Genomic DNA, 18,690 nt, shown 5'->3' with positions numbered 1-18,690 from the left:
AAAAAACAAAGCCCAGATTTTAATAAAATCAGGGCTTAATATTACTAGTAAGTTTCACTATCTGGCGGAATGCCATAGTCTACAAACTTTTTCTGTTTCTTTTCGCTTTTTTTACTAAACCAGCCTTTTACCGAATTAAATATCGCCGATAAATGTTCTGCGTCCAGAGACTTCCCTACTTTACCTGAGGCCAAACCTACCAGTGCTTTCGTGATAAATCCCGACCCCCTGAAAATGGTTTTGTTCATAATCATAGGTAATATTAAAGACATTGCAGTACTGCTGATGTTTAATTTTTCATCTGCTTTAAACAAATTACTTGGAGTAGCGTACTTTTTGATCAGTGCGCCAAGGGTAAACTGCTTAAAATAAGCTTTGGTGTCTCGCTTTAAATCATCTTGCTTTAAAGTATACTCTACTTTAAGCTCATGTTTACGCGCTTCCAGCTCCTGAAGGTTTCTGATATTATAATTTCTCATCGTCGCCCTCCTTATCTGCCAGTTTGTCAAAATACTTTCTGATGGCTACATTGATAATGGCTTTCTCAATGTATTTATCCTTGGTTAAATATACTATTATGGCCAGTAAGATATAGATGAGCGAAACGCAGCCAAAACCTCGTGTATTACTGCCTAAAACATCAGACAGGAACAGGGCTAGCGTAACACTACCGAATAAAAATGCAAGTATAAAACATACAATTACGGCAGTACTGGTTACCAGATCAGCAAATAGTTTGGATACCTTTTCTACGAGGTAAAGTCGTGTATATTCAATCCTTGCTTCTAAAAAGCCTTTGGCATCATCAACAAGGTCTTCAATACTTTTATCTTTATTTTCTTGCATAGTTTAGATGAGATTTAACCGGGCAACTGGTGCCCGGTTATAATTTTATGAATTAAGCATGCTCAACATCATCGCTATATTCTTCTTCAACAGTTCTCAATTTAGTTTTAATTGAGCTTACCACTTTATCTTTTAAACTAGCCAAGTTGTTAATTTCATCGGCAGCTTTATCTTTTATAGAATCGCCTAAATCTTTTAGCGATTGGCTCAGTTTATCGCGTGTTTCCTCACCTTTATCCGGGGCGAATAATATACCTAAAGCAGCACCAGCAGCCAATCCTGCCAATAAGGCAACTACAACTTTTGAGTTATCGTTCATAATCTATGTATTTTAAGGGTTTAACAATTACTTACAATATAAAATTACTATATTATTTTACTGTTAAGCTATTTTTATAACTCATTATGCTCGTTATTTGTTTTAATTCTTTCCAATCTTTCTGAAGCCAACGTACTGGTTTCATAGATTTTAACAAGCAAAATAAAATAAGACAGCAATAGAGGCCCGAAAACTAATCCCAGGATCCCAAATAAAGGAATACCAATAATTACGCCAATTACCGTAATAATTGGATGTATGTTACCAACTTTTTTCGCAATAATAAAACGCAGTACATTATCGATATTGATAATTACGACAAAGCCGAAGATAAGCATGGCCCATCCCGCAAAGTTATTTCCATTTGCAATTTGCAGAATGGCTGCCGGGACGAATACAACCGGAGGCCCCAAAACAGGGACAAAGGAAATAAAGGTGGTAATTACTCCCCAAAAAAGTGGATCCTGATACCCCAGCACAAAAAAAGACAAACTAACCAACGAACCCTGCACCAAGCAAATCAGTCCCTGCCCCAATACATTGGCATAAGTGGTATTGCGCATTTCATCTCCGAAACGTAAGGCATTTTGTTCCCTGAACGGCGCATACTTTATCAGTGAGAATTCAAATCTTTTACGCTCAATAAGCATAAAGTAGAGTAGGAAGTACATTACCAGCAAACTGAGTATAATGTTTACTGCACTGGAAATTAAGGATGGAAAAAGTTGTGTAGCCCAATTACCCAACCGATTTAAACCTTCCTGAATCAGATCCTGGTTAATCTTTATCGGAATAAGGTGCTGAAGCTTTACCAATAGGTTTTTAAAGAAGATTTCATTGTTTTTGAGTTCAGATATCTTACTAATTACCATACTGCTCAGCGCGTAGAAAGGCAGTACAATTAATACAATGCTAATGCTGATTAACAGGATAGCCACAAACCTTTTATTCCAGCCTTTTTCTTCTGCCAGGTGTATGTAAGCCGGGCGAACAATGGTATAAAGAACCAATGTACTTAAAATGGCCCCGAAGATGCTTTGTAGAGAATAAGCAATTAATACCCCCAGCGCAATGATGATGACCAGGTTAATGTTATTGCGTTGTTTATAAGAAAATACTGACATATTGAGTGAGCTGCTTGGTACTCTCTAAATATAAAAAAGAGCTATTTTGTTTTAATCTTTTTTAAATGGATAACGATCAAGGTTTCGCGCTACACAAAGTCTCTGTTGCTTTTACTTAACTTCTTTTACTCCTCTATTTTAATGGCCTTTATTTTATTATAAAGTGTTTTTCGGTCAATATTCAAAATTTCGGCAGCCTTGGTCTTATTAAAATTGACTTCCTTTAAAACCTTTAAAATAGCATCATATTCTGCCTCTTGAGCGGCATTTTTTAAATCCTTGGGTCTTTCGGCAAAGTTGGCCATGGCTAATGTCAGCAACCTTTCGCTTTCATAATCTTTAGAAAAACGATTGGATAATTCTAGTGGCAAGGCATCTGCCTGAATTTCATATCCATCGGTGAGTAAGGCCATTCTACGAACGATATTTTTAAGCTCCCTCACATTTCCCGGCCAATGATAGTGCAAAAAGCACTTTTTCACCTCTTCAGAAAAGCCCTTCACGTTTTTGCTCAATTCCTGATTAGCGACCGCCAAAAACCGATCTGCAAAAAACAAAATATCCTGCTCCCTTTCCTTCAAAGAGGGAACAGCAATTGAAAATTCATTAAACCGATGATATAAATCTTCTCTAAAAGTTCCGCTGTCAATGTTTTCAATCAAGTTTTCATTCGTAGCCACAATGATGCGTACATCCAAATCAATTTCTTTGGTACTGCCTATTCTTTTTAATTTTCGCTCTTGTACAGCACGCAATAAGGTAGCCTGTATTTCATAAGAAAGATTCCCGATCTCATCCAAAAAGAGTGTTCCTCCATTGGCTTGCTCAAAATGACCTATTTTGGTGTAAAGTGCTCCGGTAAAAGCGCCTTTTTCATGTCCGAAGAATTCGCTTGCGGCAAGTTCCTTTGTTAGCGATCCACAATCCATAGCCACAAAAGGCTGATCTTTCCGTAGGCTGTTCAGGTGAATGGTTTTTGCCACATATTCTTTACCCGTACCACTTTTCCCCGTTAAGATAATGCTATAATTGGTGGGCGCAATAAGTTGAATCTGTTTGAGAAGCTTTAATGAAGCATCACTTTTGCCATCTATATAATCTGCGTGGTTACTGTACGCTGGGGTGCTTGGAGAGGCAACAGTCTTAGCTGGTGTTTTAACAGACTCGTTTAAAGCCCTTTGTGTTTCAAGCGCTTTATTGATGGTATTTAAGATTTCATCCGGATACAATGGCTTTGTGATATAGTCGTAAGCACCAAGTTTAATCAGCTCTACAGCCAATTTAATGTCAGAGTATCCTGTAATAATGATCACACCTGTAGCAGGATAGTTTTCTTTGATTTTAATCAAGATTGCTCTTCCATCAGTATCATCTAAGCGATAATCACACAACACCAGTTCAAATGTCTGTGCAGCCATGAGTTCGAAGGCCGAACTTCCGCTGATTACGGTGATACTTCAAAACCATTTCTGGTTAGAAATCTGGAAAGCAGCAAACCAATATTTACCTCGTCGTCAATGATTAGTATTTTCTTTTTCATCAGAATAAATTTAATATTCTAAAAAATTCTCTAGATCATGAGGGATGAGCATTACTGGAGAGATTTCCGTCAATAATGTTACATATATACTAAAATTAGTCCAGTTGGGAAATATTTTCTACAATTATTTTATCAAAGAATAGAATTAATTATACACCAGCACTATTTTTTAACAAAAACAGGTTTTCTTTTTTCCACGAATGCGGCAACCCCTTCTTTAAAATCGGCTGTTTCAAAGCATTTGCCAAAGGCTTCTATTTCCACCTGGTAGCCATCTGGTTCATTAACAGAGGCCACTACCGCTTTCATTGCAGCAGCTACTGCCAAAGGCGCTCTTTGCTTTACAAAACTCAGTATCTCTTCTGCTTTAGCTACTAAATCTGCCTGTGGAACGATGTGATTTACGAGTCCAATTTTTTCCGCCTCAACAGCCGTAATCATATTGGCGGTAATAATCAATTCAATGGCCTTCCCCTTTCCTACCAGCTGCGTTAAACGCTGTGTGCCGCCATAACCAGGTATAAGGCCTAAGGTAACTTCGGGCAAGCCCATTTTAGCCTGATCGGCTGCAATCCTGATATGGCAGGCCATAGCCAGTTCTAAACCTCCGCCCAGTGCAAATCCATTTATGGCTGCCACAAAAGGCTTCGTAGAATTCTCTATCGCATTAAATACTTTTTCCTGTCCGTTTCGTGCCAACTCCTCTCCTTGCTTTCCTGTATAATCTGAAAATTCTTTAATATCCGCCCCTGCAACAAAAGCCTTTTCTCCCGCTCCCGTTAAGATTACTCCCAATACCTCGTCGGTTTCATTGGCGTACACAATAACTTCTGCGAGTTCTGTCAATGTATCTTTATTCAACGCATTTAGCGCCTTTTCTCTATTAATGGTAACATATAAAATGTTATCCTTTACTGTGGTGATTAGGTTTTGATATGCCATGCTTAAAAATTTCTATTTTGGGTAACCCATTCTTTAATGTATGCTACAATGCTTGCCATGGTAGTTCCGGGTGGAAAAAGTTCCCCAACCCCCAAATCAGCAAGTTTTCTTCTATCGCCCTCCGGAATTATCCCTCCTCCGGTTAATAAAACGTCGTCCATCTCCTTTTCTTTCATTAAATGGATAAGCTTTGGAAAAACGGTCATGTGTGCGCCCGAAAGAATGGAAATCCCAATCGCGTCTACATCTTCCTGGAGCGCAGTGTTTACCACCATTTCGGGGGTTTGGCGTAAGCCTGTATAAATCACTTCCATTCCTGCGTCTCGTAAAGACGTTGCAATCACTTTTGCGCCTCTGTCGTGCCCATCGAGCCCAACTTTTGCTACTAAAACGCGTATCGGACGATTTAATACTTTGCTCATAATGAATATTAAGTTGATGTAAATGTATCGATTTTGAATATCAAATTAATCATTAACTAAAACAAGTAGAATTACGATCAATCTTTTTACCTTTGCATTCCTAATTTACAGGTTTTTATGAGTGAAGAGAAGTCATTGAACTTTATTGAAGAAATTGTTGAGAACGACTTAAATAGTGGCAAGTATGAAACTTTGGTTACGCGTTTCCCGCCTGAACCTAACGGTTACCTACACATTGGCCATGCTAAAGCTATATGCTTAAATTTCGGACTAACACAAAAATATGGTGGTTATACCAACCTCCGTTTTGATGATACCAATCCGGTAACAGAGAAAACGGAATATGTAAATAGCCAGCAAGAGGATATAAAATGGTTAGGTTTTAACTGGAAAAATGAATTATATGCATCAAACTACTTTGATGAATTATATGGATTTGCCTTAAAACTGATCGAAAAAGGTTTGGCTTACGTGGATGAAAGCACAGCAGATGAAATTGCCGCATTAAAAGGTACACCAACCGAACCAGGGCAAGATAGTCCACATCGTAACCGCAGCATTGAAGAAAACCTGGATCTTTTCACCAGAATGAAGAATGGTGAATTTGGCGATGGAGCATACACGCTGCGTGCAAAAATCGATATGACTAGTCCTAATATGTTGATGCGTGACCCTATCATTTATCGCATCAAACATGCAGAACACCACCGTACCGGAAACAAATGGTGTATTTATCCTATGTATGATTTTGCCCACGGACAAAGCGACAGTATAGAAAACATTACGCATTCTATCTGTACTTTGGAATATGTTTCTCACCGTGAGCTTTACGATTGGTTGATTGAAAAGTTAGAGATTTTCCCTTCCAAACAATATGAATTTGCCCGTTTAAATTTAACCAGTACGGTAATGAGCAAACGCAAGTTACTTCAATTGGTTAACGAAAATTTAGTAAGCGGCTGGGATGATCCACGCATGCCTACTATTAGCGGTTTGCGCAGAAGAGGGTTTACTCCTAAAAGCATCCGCGAGTTTTGCGAGCGTATTGGTATTGCCAAACGTGAGAACTTAATCGAATTAAGTTTACTGGAATTTTGTATCCGTGAAGATTTAAATAAGACTGCTAATCGCGTTATGGCCGTTTTAGACCCGATTAAACTGGTAATTACCAACTATCCTGAAGGTAAAACGGAAGAATTAATTGGCGAGAATAACCCTGAGGCAGAAGATGGCGGTGGCACGCGTGTAATTCCTTTTAGCAACGAGCTATGGATAGAACGCGAGGATTTTATGGAAGTTCCGGCGAAAAAGTGGTTCCGTTTAGCTCCTGGGGCAATGGTGCGCTTAAAATTTGCCTACATCGTTAAATGCGAAGATTTTGTAAAAGATGCAAATGGCAACGTTACTGAAATTCACTGTACCTACATTCCAGAATCGAAGAGCGGCAGCGATACCAGCGGTGTCCATGTAAAAGGAACCATTCACTGGGTGAGTGCACAACATGCTAAAACTGCCGAAATCCGTTTATACGATAGATTATTTACTTCTGAAACACCTGATGCGGAAGAAGGAGACTTTAAAGACTACCTGAACCCTGAAAGCTTAACGATATTGCCAAATGCTTACATTGAGCCTGCACTGGCTGAAGCAAGCTTAGATAACCGTTACCAGTTTATCAGAAAGGGTTATTTCTGTTTAGATAAAGATTCTACTGCAGATAAATTAGTTTTCAACCGTACCGTTACCTTAAAGGATACGTTTAAGAAAGCTTAATTAAGCTAAAGCATAAAAAGAAGCTGCAATCACCATGCAATTTCGATTCAATTCTGTCACGTTGAGCTTGTCGAAACGACCTAACAACTCTATTCCGGTCCTTCGACAAGCTCAGGATGACACCCTCTCTATAGGAGACGGGCCCTTTTTTATGTCTATTGTTCTCTTAATACTTTGTATACACATTATACAACACCAAAATATCAACCGGTGTTAACTTTGGTGTTAAATCGCTTTGAATAAAGTGGCGTTTAAATGCGGTAATGGTAGCGCCAAGGTCGCTGGTATCATATCCCATTAATTTCAGTGCATTTGTGGTATCAAAATCCACAGGCGGATTCTTCAAAACATCATCATACCAAAAACCGAATCCTTTATCGGCTAATTTCTTCCAGGGAAAGTTATTGGGATCAGGCTTGCGTTTGGGTGCAATATCCGAATGCCCGATGAAGTTAGCAGCAGGTATATTATAGTTCTTTTTTAAGGTCGCCAGCAATTTCAATAAACTGTTAATCTGTGCATCTGGCCAGGGATCTGTAGTTCCATTGTTATCCAGCTCGATACCTATGGATGATGAATTAAGGTCGGTATCCTTACCCCATTTACTTACACCCGCATGGTTAGAGCGTAAATAATCATTAACCATATGCACTACTTTGCCATCTCTGCTAATCACGTAATGCGCACTTGTGCCTGCTTTGGTAGAATGAAAGGTTTTAATAGTTTGTGCCAGGCTATCCTGCGCTGTATGGTGAAGAATAACAAAATTGGGTTTGCGTATCCCAAAATTTACAGAACCAACCCAGGTTTGATTTGTTCCTTCAACAGGATCATAAAGTTGGCCCTCTGGCGGTATGCTCGTAATAATCCTGGCAAATTCTTTAGTTTTCTGTTTATAAACCTTCTCGGTTGCGGCATATTTACTGCTTCCGCAGGAAGACCATAAAAATGCTGAAGAGATCAGTAAGAGCGCTATAGATTTGGAAGAATAGGTTAACGACATGATTTGTTATTAAAGTAATGAAGTTACAAAGTTATAGGAAACTTCATCCTTTGCATCAAACTTTATACAATGGAATCAAATTTTACTAATTTAGCCCCGATATATATTAAGAATGAAGAATTTATACAAAACATCTGCATTTCTATCTACAGTGGCCCTTTCGGCTGCTCTAGTTACTGGCTGTACAAACAATAATAAAACCTTTAACGAAAAAGGTGAAACTGTACAGAAAGACAGCTTAACCAATTATGTAGCGCAAAGATTACCCATTTACGAAAAGGTAAAACTAACCACCAATATTAATCAGCTTAGTGTTAATGACAGGAAAATTCTTCCTCTGTTAATTCAGGCAGCAGAAATAATGGACGAATTATACTGGAAACAGGCTTATCCGCAACGCGATAGCTTGTTAGCCACTATAAAAGATGAAAAAACACGCGATTTTGTCAACATCAATTATGGCCCCTGGGATAGATTAAATAACGACAAACCATTTGTTGCTGGTGTGGGTGCCAAACCAGAAGGAGCTTCGTTTTATCCTTACGGCATTACCAAGGCCGAAATAGAAAAATCCAATCTGCAAGATAAGTTTGGGGCATATTCTATTGTTAAAAAAGATAGTTCAGGTAAGTTAAGTACTGTACCTTATCATGTACAGTTCGCAGCAGAGCTACAAAAAGCATCCTCACTTTTAAAACAAGCAGCACTTATTGCTGAAGATGCAGGATTAAAAAAATACCTGAATTTACGAGCAGATGCACTGGTAACCGACAACTTTACCGCCAGTGATTATGCCTGGTTAGACATGAAAACAAATGGTTTAGACATCATCATTGGCCCGATAGAAAACTATGAAGATAAAATGTTTAACGCCCGTACCAGCTACGAGGCTTATGTTTTAATCAAAGATAAAGAGTGGAGCAAACGTTTAGCGAAGTATGTTAAAATGCTTCCCGAATTACAGAAAAACCTTCCTGTTGCGGCTAAATACAAAACCGAAACACCTGGTACCGATTCTGAGCTCAATGCTTACGATGTGGTTTACTATGCAGGAGATTGTAATGCCGGATCGAAAACCATTGCCGTTAACCTGCCTAACGATGAAAAGATACAACAGGAAAAAGGAACACGCCGTTCGCAGCTGAAAAATGCTATGCAAGCTAAATTCGACAAGATTTTGGTTCCGATTTCCAAAGAGCTTATAGATGCTGAGCAACAGAAATACATCAAATTCGATGCTTTCTTTGCCAATGTGATGTTTCACGAGGTTGCACATGGCTTAGGCATCAAGAAAACCATTACCGGAAAGGGCTTTGTTCGCGAAGCCTTAAAAGAGCAATACAGCTGGTTAGAAGAAGGCAAAGCCGATATACTAGGCTTATACATGGTTACCGGCTTATTGAAAAAGGGTGAACTTCAAGGTGATATTAAGGATTACTACACCACCTTCATGGCCGGCATTTTAAGATCCGTACGCTTTGGGGTATCAGAGGCACACGGAAAAGCAAACATGCAATGCTTCAACTATTTTCAGGAAAAAGGCGCTTTTGAACGTACGGCCAGCGGCACTTACAAGGTAAATTTCGAGAAGTTTGCATCTGCCATGAATGATTTAAGTGCATTCATCATCACACTACAAGGAAACGGAGATAAAGTTGCGGTAGAGAAGGCACAGAAGGAGAAAGCGGTAATCTCTGCAGAATTACAAAAAGATTTAGACCGCTTAACTAAAAAGAACATCCCTGTTGATGTGGTTTTTGAACAAGGTGTTGATGTACTTGGCGTAAAATAAAATATTAACTCTTATAATTAAAAACCAGATATGCTTAAAAGTATATCTGGTTTTTTTATTCCATAGCCTGTGCCACACAGTCCACTTGCTTCACGAATTATTGGCGTCAAAAACCATTCTTCTACTAACACAGGTTCCTAATCGAAGCGCAGGGAAACGAGAATTTCTAAAAACTTGTAACCTTTTACGAAAACCATCGTCTTAAAACATGACCGGGCAGCAGAATCTCCCCCGGGAAAAACTAAACTTTTAATTAAACAGGCTGGGAACAGACGCTTTAAACGTACTGCGCGAGCTCTTTTTGCCTTTTTTTTAATGTAATAGCGTATAAACCAATGAAAACACTAACCAAACTTACTATATTCATAATATCCGCATTCACTGGACTTAATCTATATGCGCAAACCGCAAACAAGGGAAATATTACCGGAATCATTTTAAATGAGCAGAAAAAGCCTGCCGATTATGTGACTGTTGTGCTCTTCAAACTACCAGATTCCAGCCTGGTAAAAACAGCATTCACCGATCAAAATGGATTATTTAGCTTCCGTATCGAAAACCAAGGAAGCTACTTTTATAAAGCCAGCAATATGGGCTACAAAACGTTAAAAAGTTCAGTGATGACTTTAACCGGCGACAACCAAAAAATAGATTTTGGCACAGCCCAACTCGTGGCCACAACGCAAATGTTAAAGGAAGTAACTGTTGCAACCACTAAACCGCTCTTTGAGCGCAAAATGGATCGCGTGGTGATGAATGTATCCAACAGCTCAATAGCAACGGGCTCTACAGCCTTAGAATTGCTTCAAAAGGCACCTGGCGTTACGGTTGATCAGAACGATAAGATCTCTATGCTGGGCAAGCAGGGCGTATTGATTCAACTAGACGGTAAACAAACCTATATGAGCAGTGCGGATGTAGCCAACCTCTTGCGCAACATGCAGAGTGCCGAGATTGAAAGTATCGAATTAATAACTAACCCATCATCTAAATATGATGCCGCGGGTAACTCAGGTATTATTAACATCAAAACCAAGAAAAACAAAAATGGTGGCACCAATGGCAGCATGACATTGGCCGGAGGTTATGGTAAAAATTATCGGGCAAGCGGAGGTTTTAACCTCAACCACCGTACTGCACACATTAACCTCTTTGGAAATTATAACTACTATAGCAATAAAAGAGATCAATTTATCCTTATCGACAGAATCTCCAATGGCGCGATTAATAACACTTACTTTTCACAATCGGGCGATAGCGAGCGTAAAAACGCAGGCAATAACTTCAAGGCGGGCTTAGATATTTTCTTAAACAAGAAAAACACATTGGGTGTCATGGTTAATGGATACTTTAATAATGGTAGCGAAGATTTTCTAAACAACACTTTAATTGGAAACTCCTTTATTAAAACAGATTCGTCTGTTGTGGCCAACAATATTATCGATAACCGTTACAACAACCTTTCCTATAACATGAATTATAAATCGGTAATTGACACTGCCGGGCAGGAGATTTCTGCCGATTTAGATTATTCGAGATATCATGGAAACGATAAGGCTAACTACATTAACCAGTACTTATACAACAGTGGCGTTGCCATCCGCCCAACTGCATACACCAAGAATGAAACACCATCGGTAATTGACATTAAAGCTTTCAAAATAGATTATACTTTGCCCCTAAAAAAGAAGATAAAACTGGAAGCAGGACTAAAAAGCAGTTGGGTAAAAACAGACAACAATCTGAATGCGCAGGAACTCATCAATAACAATTGGCAAAATGATATCCTGAGAAGTAATCAATTTATTTACGATGAAAATGTAAATGCGGCATACCTCAACCTGAATAAGACATTTAAAACAACAAGTGTACAATTGGGTTTAAGGACAGAGCAAACCAATTCTAAAGGAAATTCGGTTACCACAGGCAAAGTGATCGAAAGAAACTATTTAGACTTTTTCCCCAGCATTTTTATCAATCAATCGCTAGGGAAAAACAACGACCTGAATGTGTCTTACAGCCGCAGGATAGACCGCCCAAGTTACGATGCCTTAAATCCCTTTTTATACTACCTGGACCAATACACTTACAGTCAGGGAAATCCATTCTTAAACCCTCAATACACGCATAATTTTGAGGCGACCTATATGCTGAAGAAAAAGTATTCTGTTACGCTTAACTACAGCAGGGTAAATGATATGATTACCGAAGTAATATTACCAGATAACGAGAAAAAAGCATTGTTTCAAACCAATGAAAACATTGCTACCCAAAACAGTTATTCTGTTGTACTCAGCGTACCCGTTAATTTTGCCAAATGGTGGCAAACGAATAATACTGCGAATGTATTTCATTTAGATTTTAAAGCACCTGATCTTGCGGGACAAGCCTTAAATAACAAAAGCACAGCTTTCCAGATCAAGTCGCAACACTCCTTTACCATTAAAACAGGTTTGCTGGCCGAATTAATGGGGAGCTTCGAATCGCCCGTTACTTATGGTGTATTAAGATTAAAAACCCGTTATGGAATTGATGCAGGTATTAGCCAAACTGTAATGGATAAGAAAGGGAGTATAAAGTTATCTGTAAATGATATTTTCAATACTCAGGTGAATAAAATCAGCAGCGCCTACCCAGGGTTGGATTATGAGTTGTATCAAAAAAATGAAACCCGTATTGTACGACTAAGCTTTACCTACCGCTTTGGAAAAAATGAAATTAAACCTGCCAGAAAAAGAAGCACCGGAACTGAAGCCGAGCAAAACAGGATGAAGAATTAGTTTAATGGTTCATTTGTCATTAGTTCATTAGCATTTCACATTCATTCAATCATTCACTCATTCAATAATTCACTCATTCAATTCCGTAACTTTAGGTAAACCGAAAACAGATGCCTGTCGAAAAAATCGTTAAGCAAACTTCCAATTTAACTGCGGAAGCTTTTATAGAAAAACTGTGGCGCTATCAATCGGATGAGGAGCTCGTCAAGATTAAACGCTATTTTAAAAACGAAGATGGTGATTACGCTGCTGAAGACCAGTTTATGGGTATCCGAATGGGACAAGTATTTGAAGTCGCCAAAGCTTTTATTAATCTCCCTATTGAAGAAATAGAAATCCTTTTAAAAAATAGAATTCATGAAGTAAGAGTTGGAGCTGTAAGTATCATGGACTTTCAGGCAAGGGATAAAAAAACAGCTGAAAACAGGAAGAAAGCATTATTCGACCTTTACCTCAAAAACCATCAATTTATTAATAACTGGGATCTGGTAGACCGCTCCGCTCCTCACGTCATCGGCGCTTACTTAATTGGTAAGGATAGAACAGTGTTGTATCAGCTAGCCCTATCGGATAATATCTGGGAAAGAAGAACTGCCATTGTAAGTACCGCCTATTTTATCAAAAACAAGCAATTAGAAGATACCTTTAAAATTGCAGAAATCCTGGTAAATGATCCTCAAGACCTGATTCAGAAGGCCGTTGGTGGATGGATTAGAGAAGCCGGTAAAAGGAACAAAAACACCTTGATTTCATTTCCGAATAAACATGCAGCCACCATGCCAAGAGTTATGCTACGCTATGCCATAGAACATTTTGATTCGGGAGAAAGGGCGTATTATCTGGGGTTGAAGAATGAAGGGAAAGCTATTCTTTAAAGATTCGTGGTATTGGTCCGTGGGCCTCAATCAATTCATGGTCCGTGCATCGCAATCAATTCATGGTCCGTGGGCCACGGACCATGGACAAAAAAGGCCGATGTTGAACACCGGCCTTAAGTTATTATTTACTCAAATACATTGATTTGTCTTTGTAAAGCTTGCGGAAGTATGGATCTTCCAAATCTTTGATGAAACGAATGGCTTCACCAGTAGATTTCATTTCCGGGCCTAATTCTTTTGCCACCTCAGGGAATTTCTCGTAAGAGAAAACTGGTTCTTTAATGGCATATCCTTTCAGCTTACGTACGATTTCGAAATCTTTTAATTTCGCTACACGTAACATAATTTTTGCTGCGATATTGATGTAAGGAACATCATAAGCCTTTGCGATAAACGGAACTGTACGAGATGCTCTTGGGTTGGCCTCAATTACATATACTTTCTCATCTTTCACCGCAAACTGGATGTTTAATAATCCGCTGATGTTTAACGCTTTTGCTAATTTCTTAGAGTAAAGCTCCATTTGATCGGTTACGCTTGTGCTCAAGCTGAATGGAGGCAATACAGCACTCGAATCTCCGGAGTGGATACCTGCAGGCTCGATATGCTCCATCATACCAATGATGTGAACATCTTCTCCATCGCAGATGGAATCAGATTCAGTTTCTTCTGCTCTATCTAAGAAGTGATCAATTAATACACGGTTACCCGGAAGATCACCTAATAATTTTACTACAGCTTTCTCTAAGTCTTCATCGTTGATTACAATGCTCATACCCTGACCACCCAAAACATAACTTGGGCGAACCAACACTGGGTAACCTACCTGATTAGCAACAACCAATGCCTCTTCAGCATTTTCAGCCACACCATAGCGTGGATAAGGAATATCTAATTCTTTCAATAAATCAGAGAAACGTCCGCGATCTTCTGCAAGATCCATGTTCTCAAATGATGTACCGATAATCTTAATGCCTTTTTCAGTTAACTGCTCAGCCATTTTTAAAGCGGTTTGACCACCCAACTGAACAATTACACCTTCTGGTTTCTCCAGGTCGATGATCTCGCGAACATGCTCCCAGAAAACTGGCTCGAAGTATAATTTATCGGCCATGTTAAAGTCGGTAGAAACAGTTTCAGGGTTACAGTTAATCATAATTGCCTCGAAACCTGACTCCTTAGCAGCCAATAAGCCGTGTACACAAGAGTAATCGAACTCGATACCCTGACCAATACGGTTAGGACCTGATCCTAATACAATTACTTTTCTTCTGTCAGAAGGAATAGATTCATTTTCCTCTTCAAATGTAGAGTAGTAATATGGCGTTTGTGCAGGAAACTCCGCAGCACAAGTATCAACCATTTTATACACTCGGCGGATGCCTAATTCTTTACGGCGTTCGTAAACCTCATCTTCCGTAACATTTCCTAGTAACCAGGCAATCTGAACATCAGAGAAACCTTTTTGCTTAAGGGTAAACAAGAAGTCGCGAGGGATATTATTTAAAGAGTAACGCTTTAATTCGATTTCAAGCGCCACAAGTTCTTGAATTTGGTTTAAGAACCATTTATCAATGCGGGTAACCTTACGGATAGATTCCAAAGGAACACCCATGGTCATTGCATCTTTGATTAAGAACAGACGGTTCCAAGAGGCGTGCTCTAAACCATCCATAATTTCATTGATATTTTTATTTTGTTTACCGTCTGCACCCAGGCCGGCACGGTTAATCTCTAAACTCTGACAAGCTTTTTGTAAGGCTTCGATAAAAGTACGTCCGATAGCCATTACCTCACCTACAGATTTCATCTGCAAGCCAAGTTCTTTGTTAGCACCTTTAAATTTATCAAAGTTCCAACGCGGTACTTTAACAATTACGTAATCTAACGTCGGTTCGAAATAAGCTGAAGTAGTTTTAGTGATCTGATTTTCGATCTCATCTAAATTGTAACCGATAGCTAATTTAGCTGCGATTTTAGCAATTGGATAACCGGTAGCTTTACTTGCTAATGCTGATGAACGCGACACACGAGGATTAATTTCGATTGCGATGATCTCGTCATTATCAGGGTTAACTGAGAATTGAACGTTACAACCACCAGCAAAGTTTCCAATAGCTCTCATCATTTTGATAGCCTGGTTACGCATTTCCTGGTAGCAACGATCAGAAAGAGTCATTGCAGGAGCAACAGTAATTGAGTCTCCGGTATGGATACCCATTGGATCAAAGTTTTCGATAGAACAGATAATGATTACGTTATCGTTACTGTCTCTCAAAAGTTCTAATTCGTATTCTTTCCAGCCTAAAACTGCTTGTTCTACCAATACCTCATGCGTAGGAGAAGCCTCTAAACCACGTTTTAAAGCAGCATCAAAATCTTCTTTCTTGTGCACGAAACCACCACCAGAACCGCCTAATGTGTATGAAGGGCGGATAACCAATGGATAGCCAATCTCTTGTGCAGCCTCTTTACCTTCTAGGAAAGAGTTGGCAATTTTAGAAGTCGCTACACCTACACCGATATCAACCATTAGCTGACGGAAAGCCTCACGGTTTTCTGTTTTCTCAATGGCATCAACATCTACCCCAATTACACGCACACCGTACTTTTCCCAAACACCACGTTCCTCAGCCTCCTTACATAAATTTAATGCAGTTTGACCTCCCATAGTAGGCAATACAGCGTCGATTCGCGGTAAATCGGCAGATGCAATATGCTCTTGTAAAATTTCCTCAATAGAATCAACAGTTAATGGGCGAAGATAAACGTGATCGCCAATAACTTTATCCGTCATAATCGTTGCCGGATTAGAGTTGATGATGGACACGGCAATACCTTCTTCTTTTAGAGATAAGGCCGATTGAGAACCCGAGTAATCAAATTCACAGGCTTGACCAATAATGATTGGACCCGAACCGATAATTAATACTGAGCGTATAGAAGTGTCTTTAGGCATGATATAAAATCAATAAAATTAAGTTAAACGGTCTGTAAAGACTACAAAGCAACGAGATTTTGTGCTTTTTTAGGAGTAAAATCCCGACTGTTCTGTCGGGATGCAAAGATAGGTTTTTCCAGCGGTTTTTAAGACACTTTTTTTAAAATAAAAAAGGGAGCTAAAAAAGCCCCCTCCAATGGCATTAAAACCACATTTATTGTTGGAGTTTAATCTCCCCTAAATCAGTGGTTGCACTATCTTTTACGGCAATATTTTCGATCAAAGTATCCTTATACGGCGCGTTTGCCCTAACCCAAACCGTATAAACGCCCTGTTTTAGATTGGTAAATGTAAATGCCCCCTGGCTCAACTGGGCTTTCAGGGTATCTGTTCCCGACACGAGAGATACTGAAGCAGCCGCATCAACAGGTGCAATTCTTCCCATTATTCCACCCAAGCGTATACTTTTAAACGCTATTGAACCAATGGCAACAATAATTAATAACGATAATATAATACCTAACTTTTTCATGGCTGATGTTTTTAATTTCAATCCGATTTAAAAGGACTGAATTTAATTTAGCTAATGTTGTTAACGTAAAATTGGCAACTTCAGTGCCACAGGAACAAAAAATTTGCTCATTGTCTTAAATAATTAACACCCTTTAACCAGATTAGTTTTAAATAATGAACACCAAAACCCGGGTTTGTACCATAATTACTACAAGACCGTCGTTCCGTTTGTATCTATTTTGTGATAATCGTTAAATACTGTTAAAAAAATCTGAGAACATGCCCTCAGTCGTCAGAATTAAGTCATGAAACGTTTTACCTCCTATTATTGGCAGAAATGTTGTAATAACAAGATCGTATTTGCGTTTTGTAAATACTTTAGACAATGATCTAAAGCTTCCTCCGCGGATTAGTTACCCGCCATGAGGATTTCTTCATAAATAGTTTGTTTGGTTTATTATCCGGTTGCAGGAGCCCTCCTCAACCGGATTTTTTCTTTTAGGACAATTTTCTCTTACTTTTGGATATAGCAACCCTGAATGTCTACATTTTTTCAGTTTCTTATTGAACAGTTTAATCATACCACCGCTTTGGAATGGGTTGCAGTGCTGGCCGGTTTTGCCTGCATCTATCTGGCTGCAAAAGAAAGTATCTGGAATTGGCCAGTATCCATCATCAGCGTATCGGCTTATGGATTTTTATTTTACAGAGAAGCCATGTATGGAGATATGGCTTTGCAAGTTTACTTTCTATCCACAGCCTTTTATGGCTGGTATTTTTGGCTAACCAAGCGGGTTGAACAGCACAAACCCATTCAGAAACTTAATCATAGTCATTGGATCTGGATATTAATGAGTATTCCCCTGATTAGCATTGCCCTCGGTTGGTTTATGGATAAGTACACCAACAGTACAGTACCTTATGCCGATGGATTTTGTACTGCTGTTAGCTTTGTAGCCCAGTTGCTGTTAACACGAAAAGTTTTAGAAAACTGGTTGTTATGGGTATTTGTCAATATTTGCTACATCCCTTTATTTATATACAAACAGCTTAACTTAAGCGCTATATTATATTTTGTATTAATTATTATCGCTTATAAAGGCTATCTAGATTGGAGAAAAACGTATCGTGAACAAGTCAGTTAAAAAAATTGCCATTGTAGGCCCAGAGAGTACGGGAAAATCAACACTATCTCAATATTTGGCTAACCATTACCAAGTGGCATGGGTTCCAGAGTATGCCCGTTATTATTGTGCCGGTTTAAATGGCCCATACACTTTGCAAGATGAAATCAATATGTTTTATGGTCAGGTAGCCCTGGAAGATGCTGTGCTTGCCACCAGTACGGATAATTTTATTATTTGCGACACTACTTTCATCACAGTTAAAATATGGAGTGATGCCATGCTGGGCGAAACACCGCAGGTTGTATTAGATGCGCTTCCTCAAAAACCCTACGATCTTTACCTCTTAATGGATATCGACCTACCCTGGCAGGACGACCCCTTGCGTGATTTCCCTAATCAAAGAGAACATTTCATGGAAGTTTGGCACAAAGAACTTCAAGCTTTAAAGGCCAATTATCAGGTTATAAGTGGCTTGGGTGAAGCAAGAATACAAAACGCGGTAAAGGCTGTGGATGGTTTTTTAGTATCAAATAGATTGATTGCTTAATCGTTGAACTGATTAATTGTTTAACTGTGCTGAAAGAACAATCCTGTCCGTCGAGTTCCACAGGAGTTCTACGGATTGTTTAATGGAGGAGAGTCTTGGACTCGGTTTAAGTAATGTTGAGTTATGAAACTCAACGGTATGTT

The 18,690-nt window shown here is 39.0% G+C and carries 16 protein-coding genes; 6 read left to right on the top strand and 10 right to left on the bottom strand.

Annotated elements, in window-relative coordinates; all coding sequences use genetic code 11:
* Positions 1-44: 44 nt before the first annotated feature.
* The 7 genes from BMX11_RS01365 to BMX11_RS01335 all read right to left on the bottom strand — a co-directional run bounded on the left by BMX11_RS01365 (position 45) and on the right by BMX11_RS01335 (position 5,193).
* Positions 45-479 carry a hypothetical protein gene (locus BMX11_RS01365; RefSeq protein WP_090880199.1) on the bottom strand — a complete coding sequence of 145 codons (435 nt, stop codon included), beginning with the start codon at positions 477-479 and terminating at the stop codon, positions 45-47.
* Positions 466-846 (bottom strand): phage holin family protein, encoded by a 381-nt coding sequence (locus BMX11_RS01360; protein ID WP_090880196.1) that lies wholly within the window; start codon positions 844-846, stop codon positions 466-468. Before BMX11_RS01360 ends, BMX11_RS01365 begins: the two co-directional genes overlap by 14 nt.
* A gap of 52 nt (positions 847-898) precedes the next feature.
* Positions 899-1,165 carry a YtxH domain-containing protein gene (locus tag BMX11_RS01355; RefSeq protein ID WP_090880193.1) on the bottom strand — a complete coding sequence of 89 codons (267 nt, stop codon included), beginning with the start codon at positions 1,163-1,165 and terminating at the stop codon, positions 899-901.
* A 74-nt stretch (positions 1,166-1,239) separates the two neighbouring features.
* Positions 1,240-2,289 (bottom strand): AI-2E family transporter, encoded by a 1,050-nt coding sequence (locus BMX11_RS01350; RefSeq protein ID WP_090880190.1) that lies wholly within the window; start codon positions 2,287-2,289, stop codon positions 1,240-1,242.
* Between the two features lie 125 nt (positions 2,290-2,414).
* Positions 2,415-3,707 (bottom strand): sigma-54-dependent transcriptional regulator, encoded by a 1,293-nt coding sequence (locus BMX11_RS01345; RefSeq protein WP_317040095.1) that lies wholly within the window; start codon positions 3,705-3,707, stop codon positions 2,415-2,417.
* 284 nt (positions 3,708-3,991) lie between these two features.
* Positions 3,992-4,771 (bottom strand): enoyl-CoA hydratase/isomerase family protein, encoded by a 780-nt coding sequence (locus tag BMX11_RS01340; RefSeq protein WP_090880186.1) that lies wholly within the window; start codon positions 4,769-4,771, stop codon positions 3,992-3,994.
* 2 nt (positions 4,772-4,773) lie between these two features.
* The gene (locus BMX11_RS01335; RefSeq protein ID WP_090880182.1) at positions 4,774-5,193 is read right to left on the bottom strand and encodes a cobalamin B12-binding domain-containing protein; all 420 of its coding nucleotides are present in this window, start codon (positions 5,191-5,193) and stop codon (positions 4,774-4,776) included.
* 117 nt (positions 5,194-5,310) lie between these two features.
* Here BMX11_RS01335 and BMX11_RS01330 point away from each other — a divergent pair, with 117 nt between their 5' ends.
* On the top strand, positions 5,311-6,966 hold the full coding sequence (locus BMX11_RS01330; RefSeq protein ID WP_090880179.1) for a glutamine--tRNA ligase/YqeY domain fusion protein: 1,656 nt from the start codon (positions 5,311-5,313) through the stop codon (positions 6,964-6,966).
* A gap of 166 nt (positions 6,967-7,132) precedes the next feature.
* Here the strand turns inward: BMX11_RS01330 and BMX11_RS01325 are convergent, their stop codons facing one another.
* Positions 7,133-7,969, bottom strand: a complete 837-nt coding sequence (locus BMX11_RS01325) for an N-acetylmuramoyl-L-alanine amidase (protein ID WP_090880175.1) — start codon at positions 7,967-7,969, stop codon at positions 7,133-7,135.
* 112 nt (positions 7,970-8,081) lie between these two features.
* On the opposite strand from BMX11_RS01325, the gene BMX11_RS01320 reads away from it, so the two are divergent.
* The 3 genes from BMX11_RS01320 to BMX11_RS01310 all read left to right on the top strand — a co-directional run bounded on the left by BMX11_RS01320 (position 8,082) and on the right by BMX11_RS01310 (position 13,416).
* Positions 8,082-9,761, top strand: coding sequence for a dipeptidyl-peptidase 3 family protein (locus BMX11_RS01320; protein WP_090880172.1), 1,680 nt, complete (start codon positions 8,082-8,084; stop codon positions 9,759-9,761).
* A 335-nt stretch (positions 9,762-10,096) separates the two neighbouring features.
* Positions 10,097-12,541: a TonB-dependent receptor gene (locus BMX11_RS01315; RefSeq protein WP_090880169.1), complete on the top strand. Its 2,445-nt coding sequence runs from the start codon at positions 10,097-10,099 to the stop codon at positions 12,539-12,541.
* 110 nt (positions 12,542-12,651) lie between these two features.
* Positions 12,652-13,416: a DNA alkylation repair protein gene (locus BMX11_RS01310; RefSeq protein WP_090880166.1), complete on the top strand. Its 765-nt coding sequence runs from the start codon at positions 12,652-12,654 to the stop codon at positions 13,414-13,416.
* Positions 13,417-13,540: 124 nt separating this feature from the next.
* On the opposite strand, the gene carB is transcribed toward BMX11_RS01310, so the two are convergent.
* Together carB and BMX11_RS01300 are read right to left on the bottom strand one after the other, a co-directional pair.
* The gene (gene carB, locus BMX11_RS01305; protein ID WP_090880162.1) at positions 13,541-16,378 is read right to left on the bottom strand and encodes a carbamoyl-phosphate synthase large subunit; all 2,838 of its coding nucleotides are present in this window, start codon (positions 16,376-16,378) and stop codon (positions 13,541-13,543) included.
* A gap of 196 nt (positions 16,379-16,574) precedes the next feature.
* Positions 16,575-16,892, bottom strand: coding sequence for a carboxypeptidase regulatory-like domain-containing protein (locus tag BMX11_RS01300; protein WP_090880159.1), 318 nt, complete (start codon positions 16,890-16,892; stop codon positions 16,575-16,577).
* Positions 16,893-17,412: 520 nt separating this feature from the next.
* On the opposite strand from BMX11_RS01300, the gene pnuC reads away from it, so the two are divergent.
* Positions 17,413-18,018 carry a nicotinamide riboside transporter PnuC gene (gene pnuC / locus BMX11_RS01295; protein WP_090880156.1) on the top strand — a complete coding sequence of 202 codons (606 nt, stop codon included), beginning with the start codon at positions 17,413-17,415 and terminating at the stop codon, positions 18,016-18,018.
* Positions 18,002-18,547 carry an AAA family ATPase gene (locus tag BMX11_RS01290; RefSeq protein ID WP_090880153.1) on the top strand — a complete coding sequence of 182 codons (546 nt, stop codon included), beginning with the start codon at positions 18,002-18,004 and terminating at the stop codon, positions 18,545-18,547. The genes pnuC and BMX11_RS01290 overlap by 17 nt, the downstream gene beginning before the upstream one ends.
* Positions 18,548-18,690: the final 143 nt, after the last annotated feature.

Source organism: Pedobacter rhizosphaerae, from assembly GCF_900111155.1.
Taxonomy (GTDB): Bacteria; Bacteroidota; Bacteroidia; order Sphingobacteriales; family Sphingobacteriaceae; genus Pedobacter; species Pedobacter rhizosphaerae.
This window is presented reverse-complemented; position numbering and strand designations above follow the sequence as displayed.

Coding starts and splice junctions, on each gene's coding strand:
- BMX11_RS01365 (WP_090880199.1), bottom strand. CDS start 479: ATGAGAAATTATAATATCAGAAACCTTCAGGAGCTGGAAGCGCGTAAA.
- BMX11_RS01360 (WP_090880196.1), bottom strand. CDS start 846: ATGCAAGAAAATAAAGATAAAAGTATTGAAGACCTTGTTGATGATGCC.
- BMX11_RS01355 (WP_090880193.1), bottom strand. CDS start 1,165: ATGAACGATAACTCAAAAGTTGTAGTTGCCTTATTGGCAGGATTGGCT.
- BMX11_RS01350 (WP_090880190.1), bottom strand. CDS start 2,289: ATGTCAGTATTTTCTTATAAACAACGCAATAACATTAACCTGGTCATC.
- BMX11_RS01345 (WP_317040095.1), bottom strand. CDS start 3,707: ATGGCTGCACAGACATTTGAACTGGTGTTGTGTGATTATCGCTTAGAT.
- BMX11_RS01340 (WP_090880186.1), bottom strand. CDS start 4,771: ATGGCATATCAAAACCTAATCACCACAGTAAAGGATAACATTTTATAT.
- BMX11_RS01335 (WP_090880182.1), bottom strand. CDS start 5,193: ATGAGCAAAGTATTAAATCGTCCGATACGCGTTTTAGTAGCAAAAGTT.
- BMX11_RS01330 (WP_090880179.1), top strand. CDS start 5,311: ATGAGTGAAGAGAAGTCATTGAACTTTATTGAAGAAATTGTTGAGAAC.
- BMX11_RS01325 (WP_090880175.1), bottom strand. CDS start 7,969: ATGTCGTTAACCTATTCTTCCAAATCTATAGCGCTCTTACTGATCTCT.
- BMX11_RS01320 (WP_090880172.1), top strand. CDS start 8,082: ATGAAGAATTTATACAAAACATCTGCATTTCTATCTACAGTGGCCCTT.
- BMX11_RS01315 (WP_090880169.1), top strand. CDS start 10,097: ATGAAAACACTAACCAAACTTACTATATTCATAATATCCGCATTCACT.
- BMX11_RS01310 (WP_090880166.1), top strand. CDS start 12,652: ATGCCTGTCGAAAAAATCGTTAAGCAAACTTCCAATTTAACTGCGGAA.
- carB (WP_090880162.1), bottom strand. CDS start 16,378: ATGCCTAAAGACACTTCTATACGCTCAGTATTAATTATCGGTTCGGGT.
- BMX11_RS01300 (WP_090880159.1), bottom strand. CDS start 16,892: ATGAAAAAGTTAGGTATTATATTATCGTTATTAATTATTGTTGCCATT.
- pnuC (WP_090880156.1), top strand. CDS start 17,413: ATGTCTACATTTTTTCAGTTTCTTATTGAACAGTTTAATCATACCACC.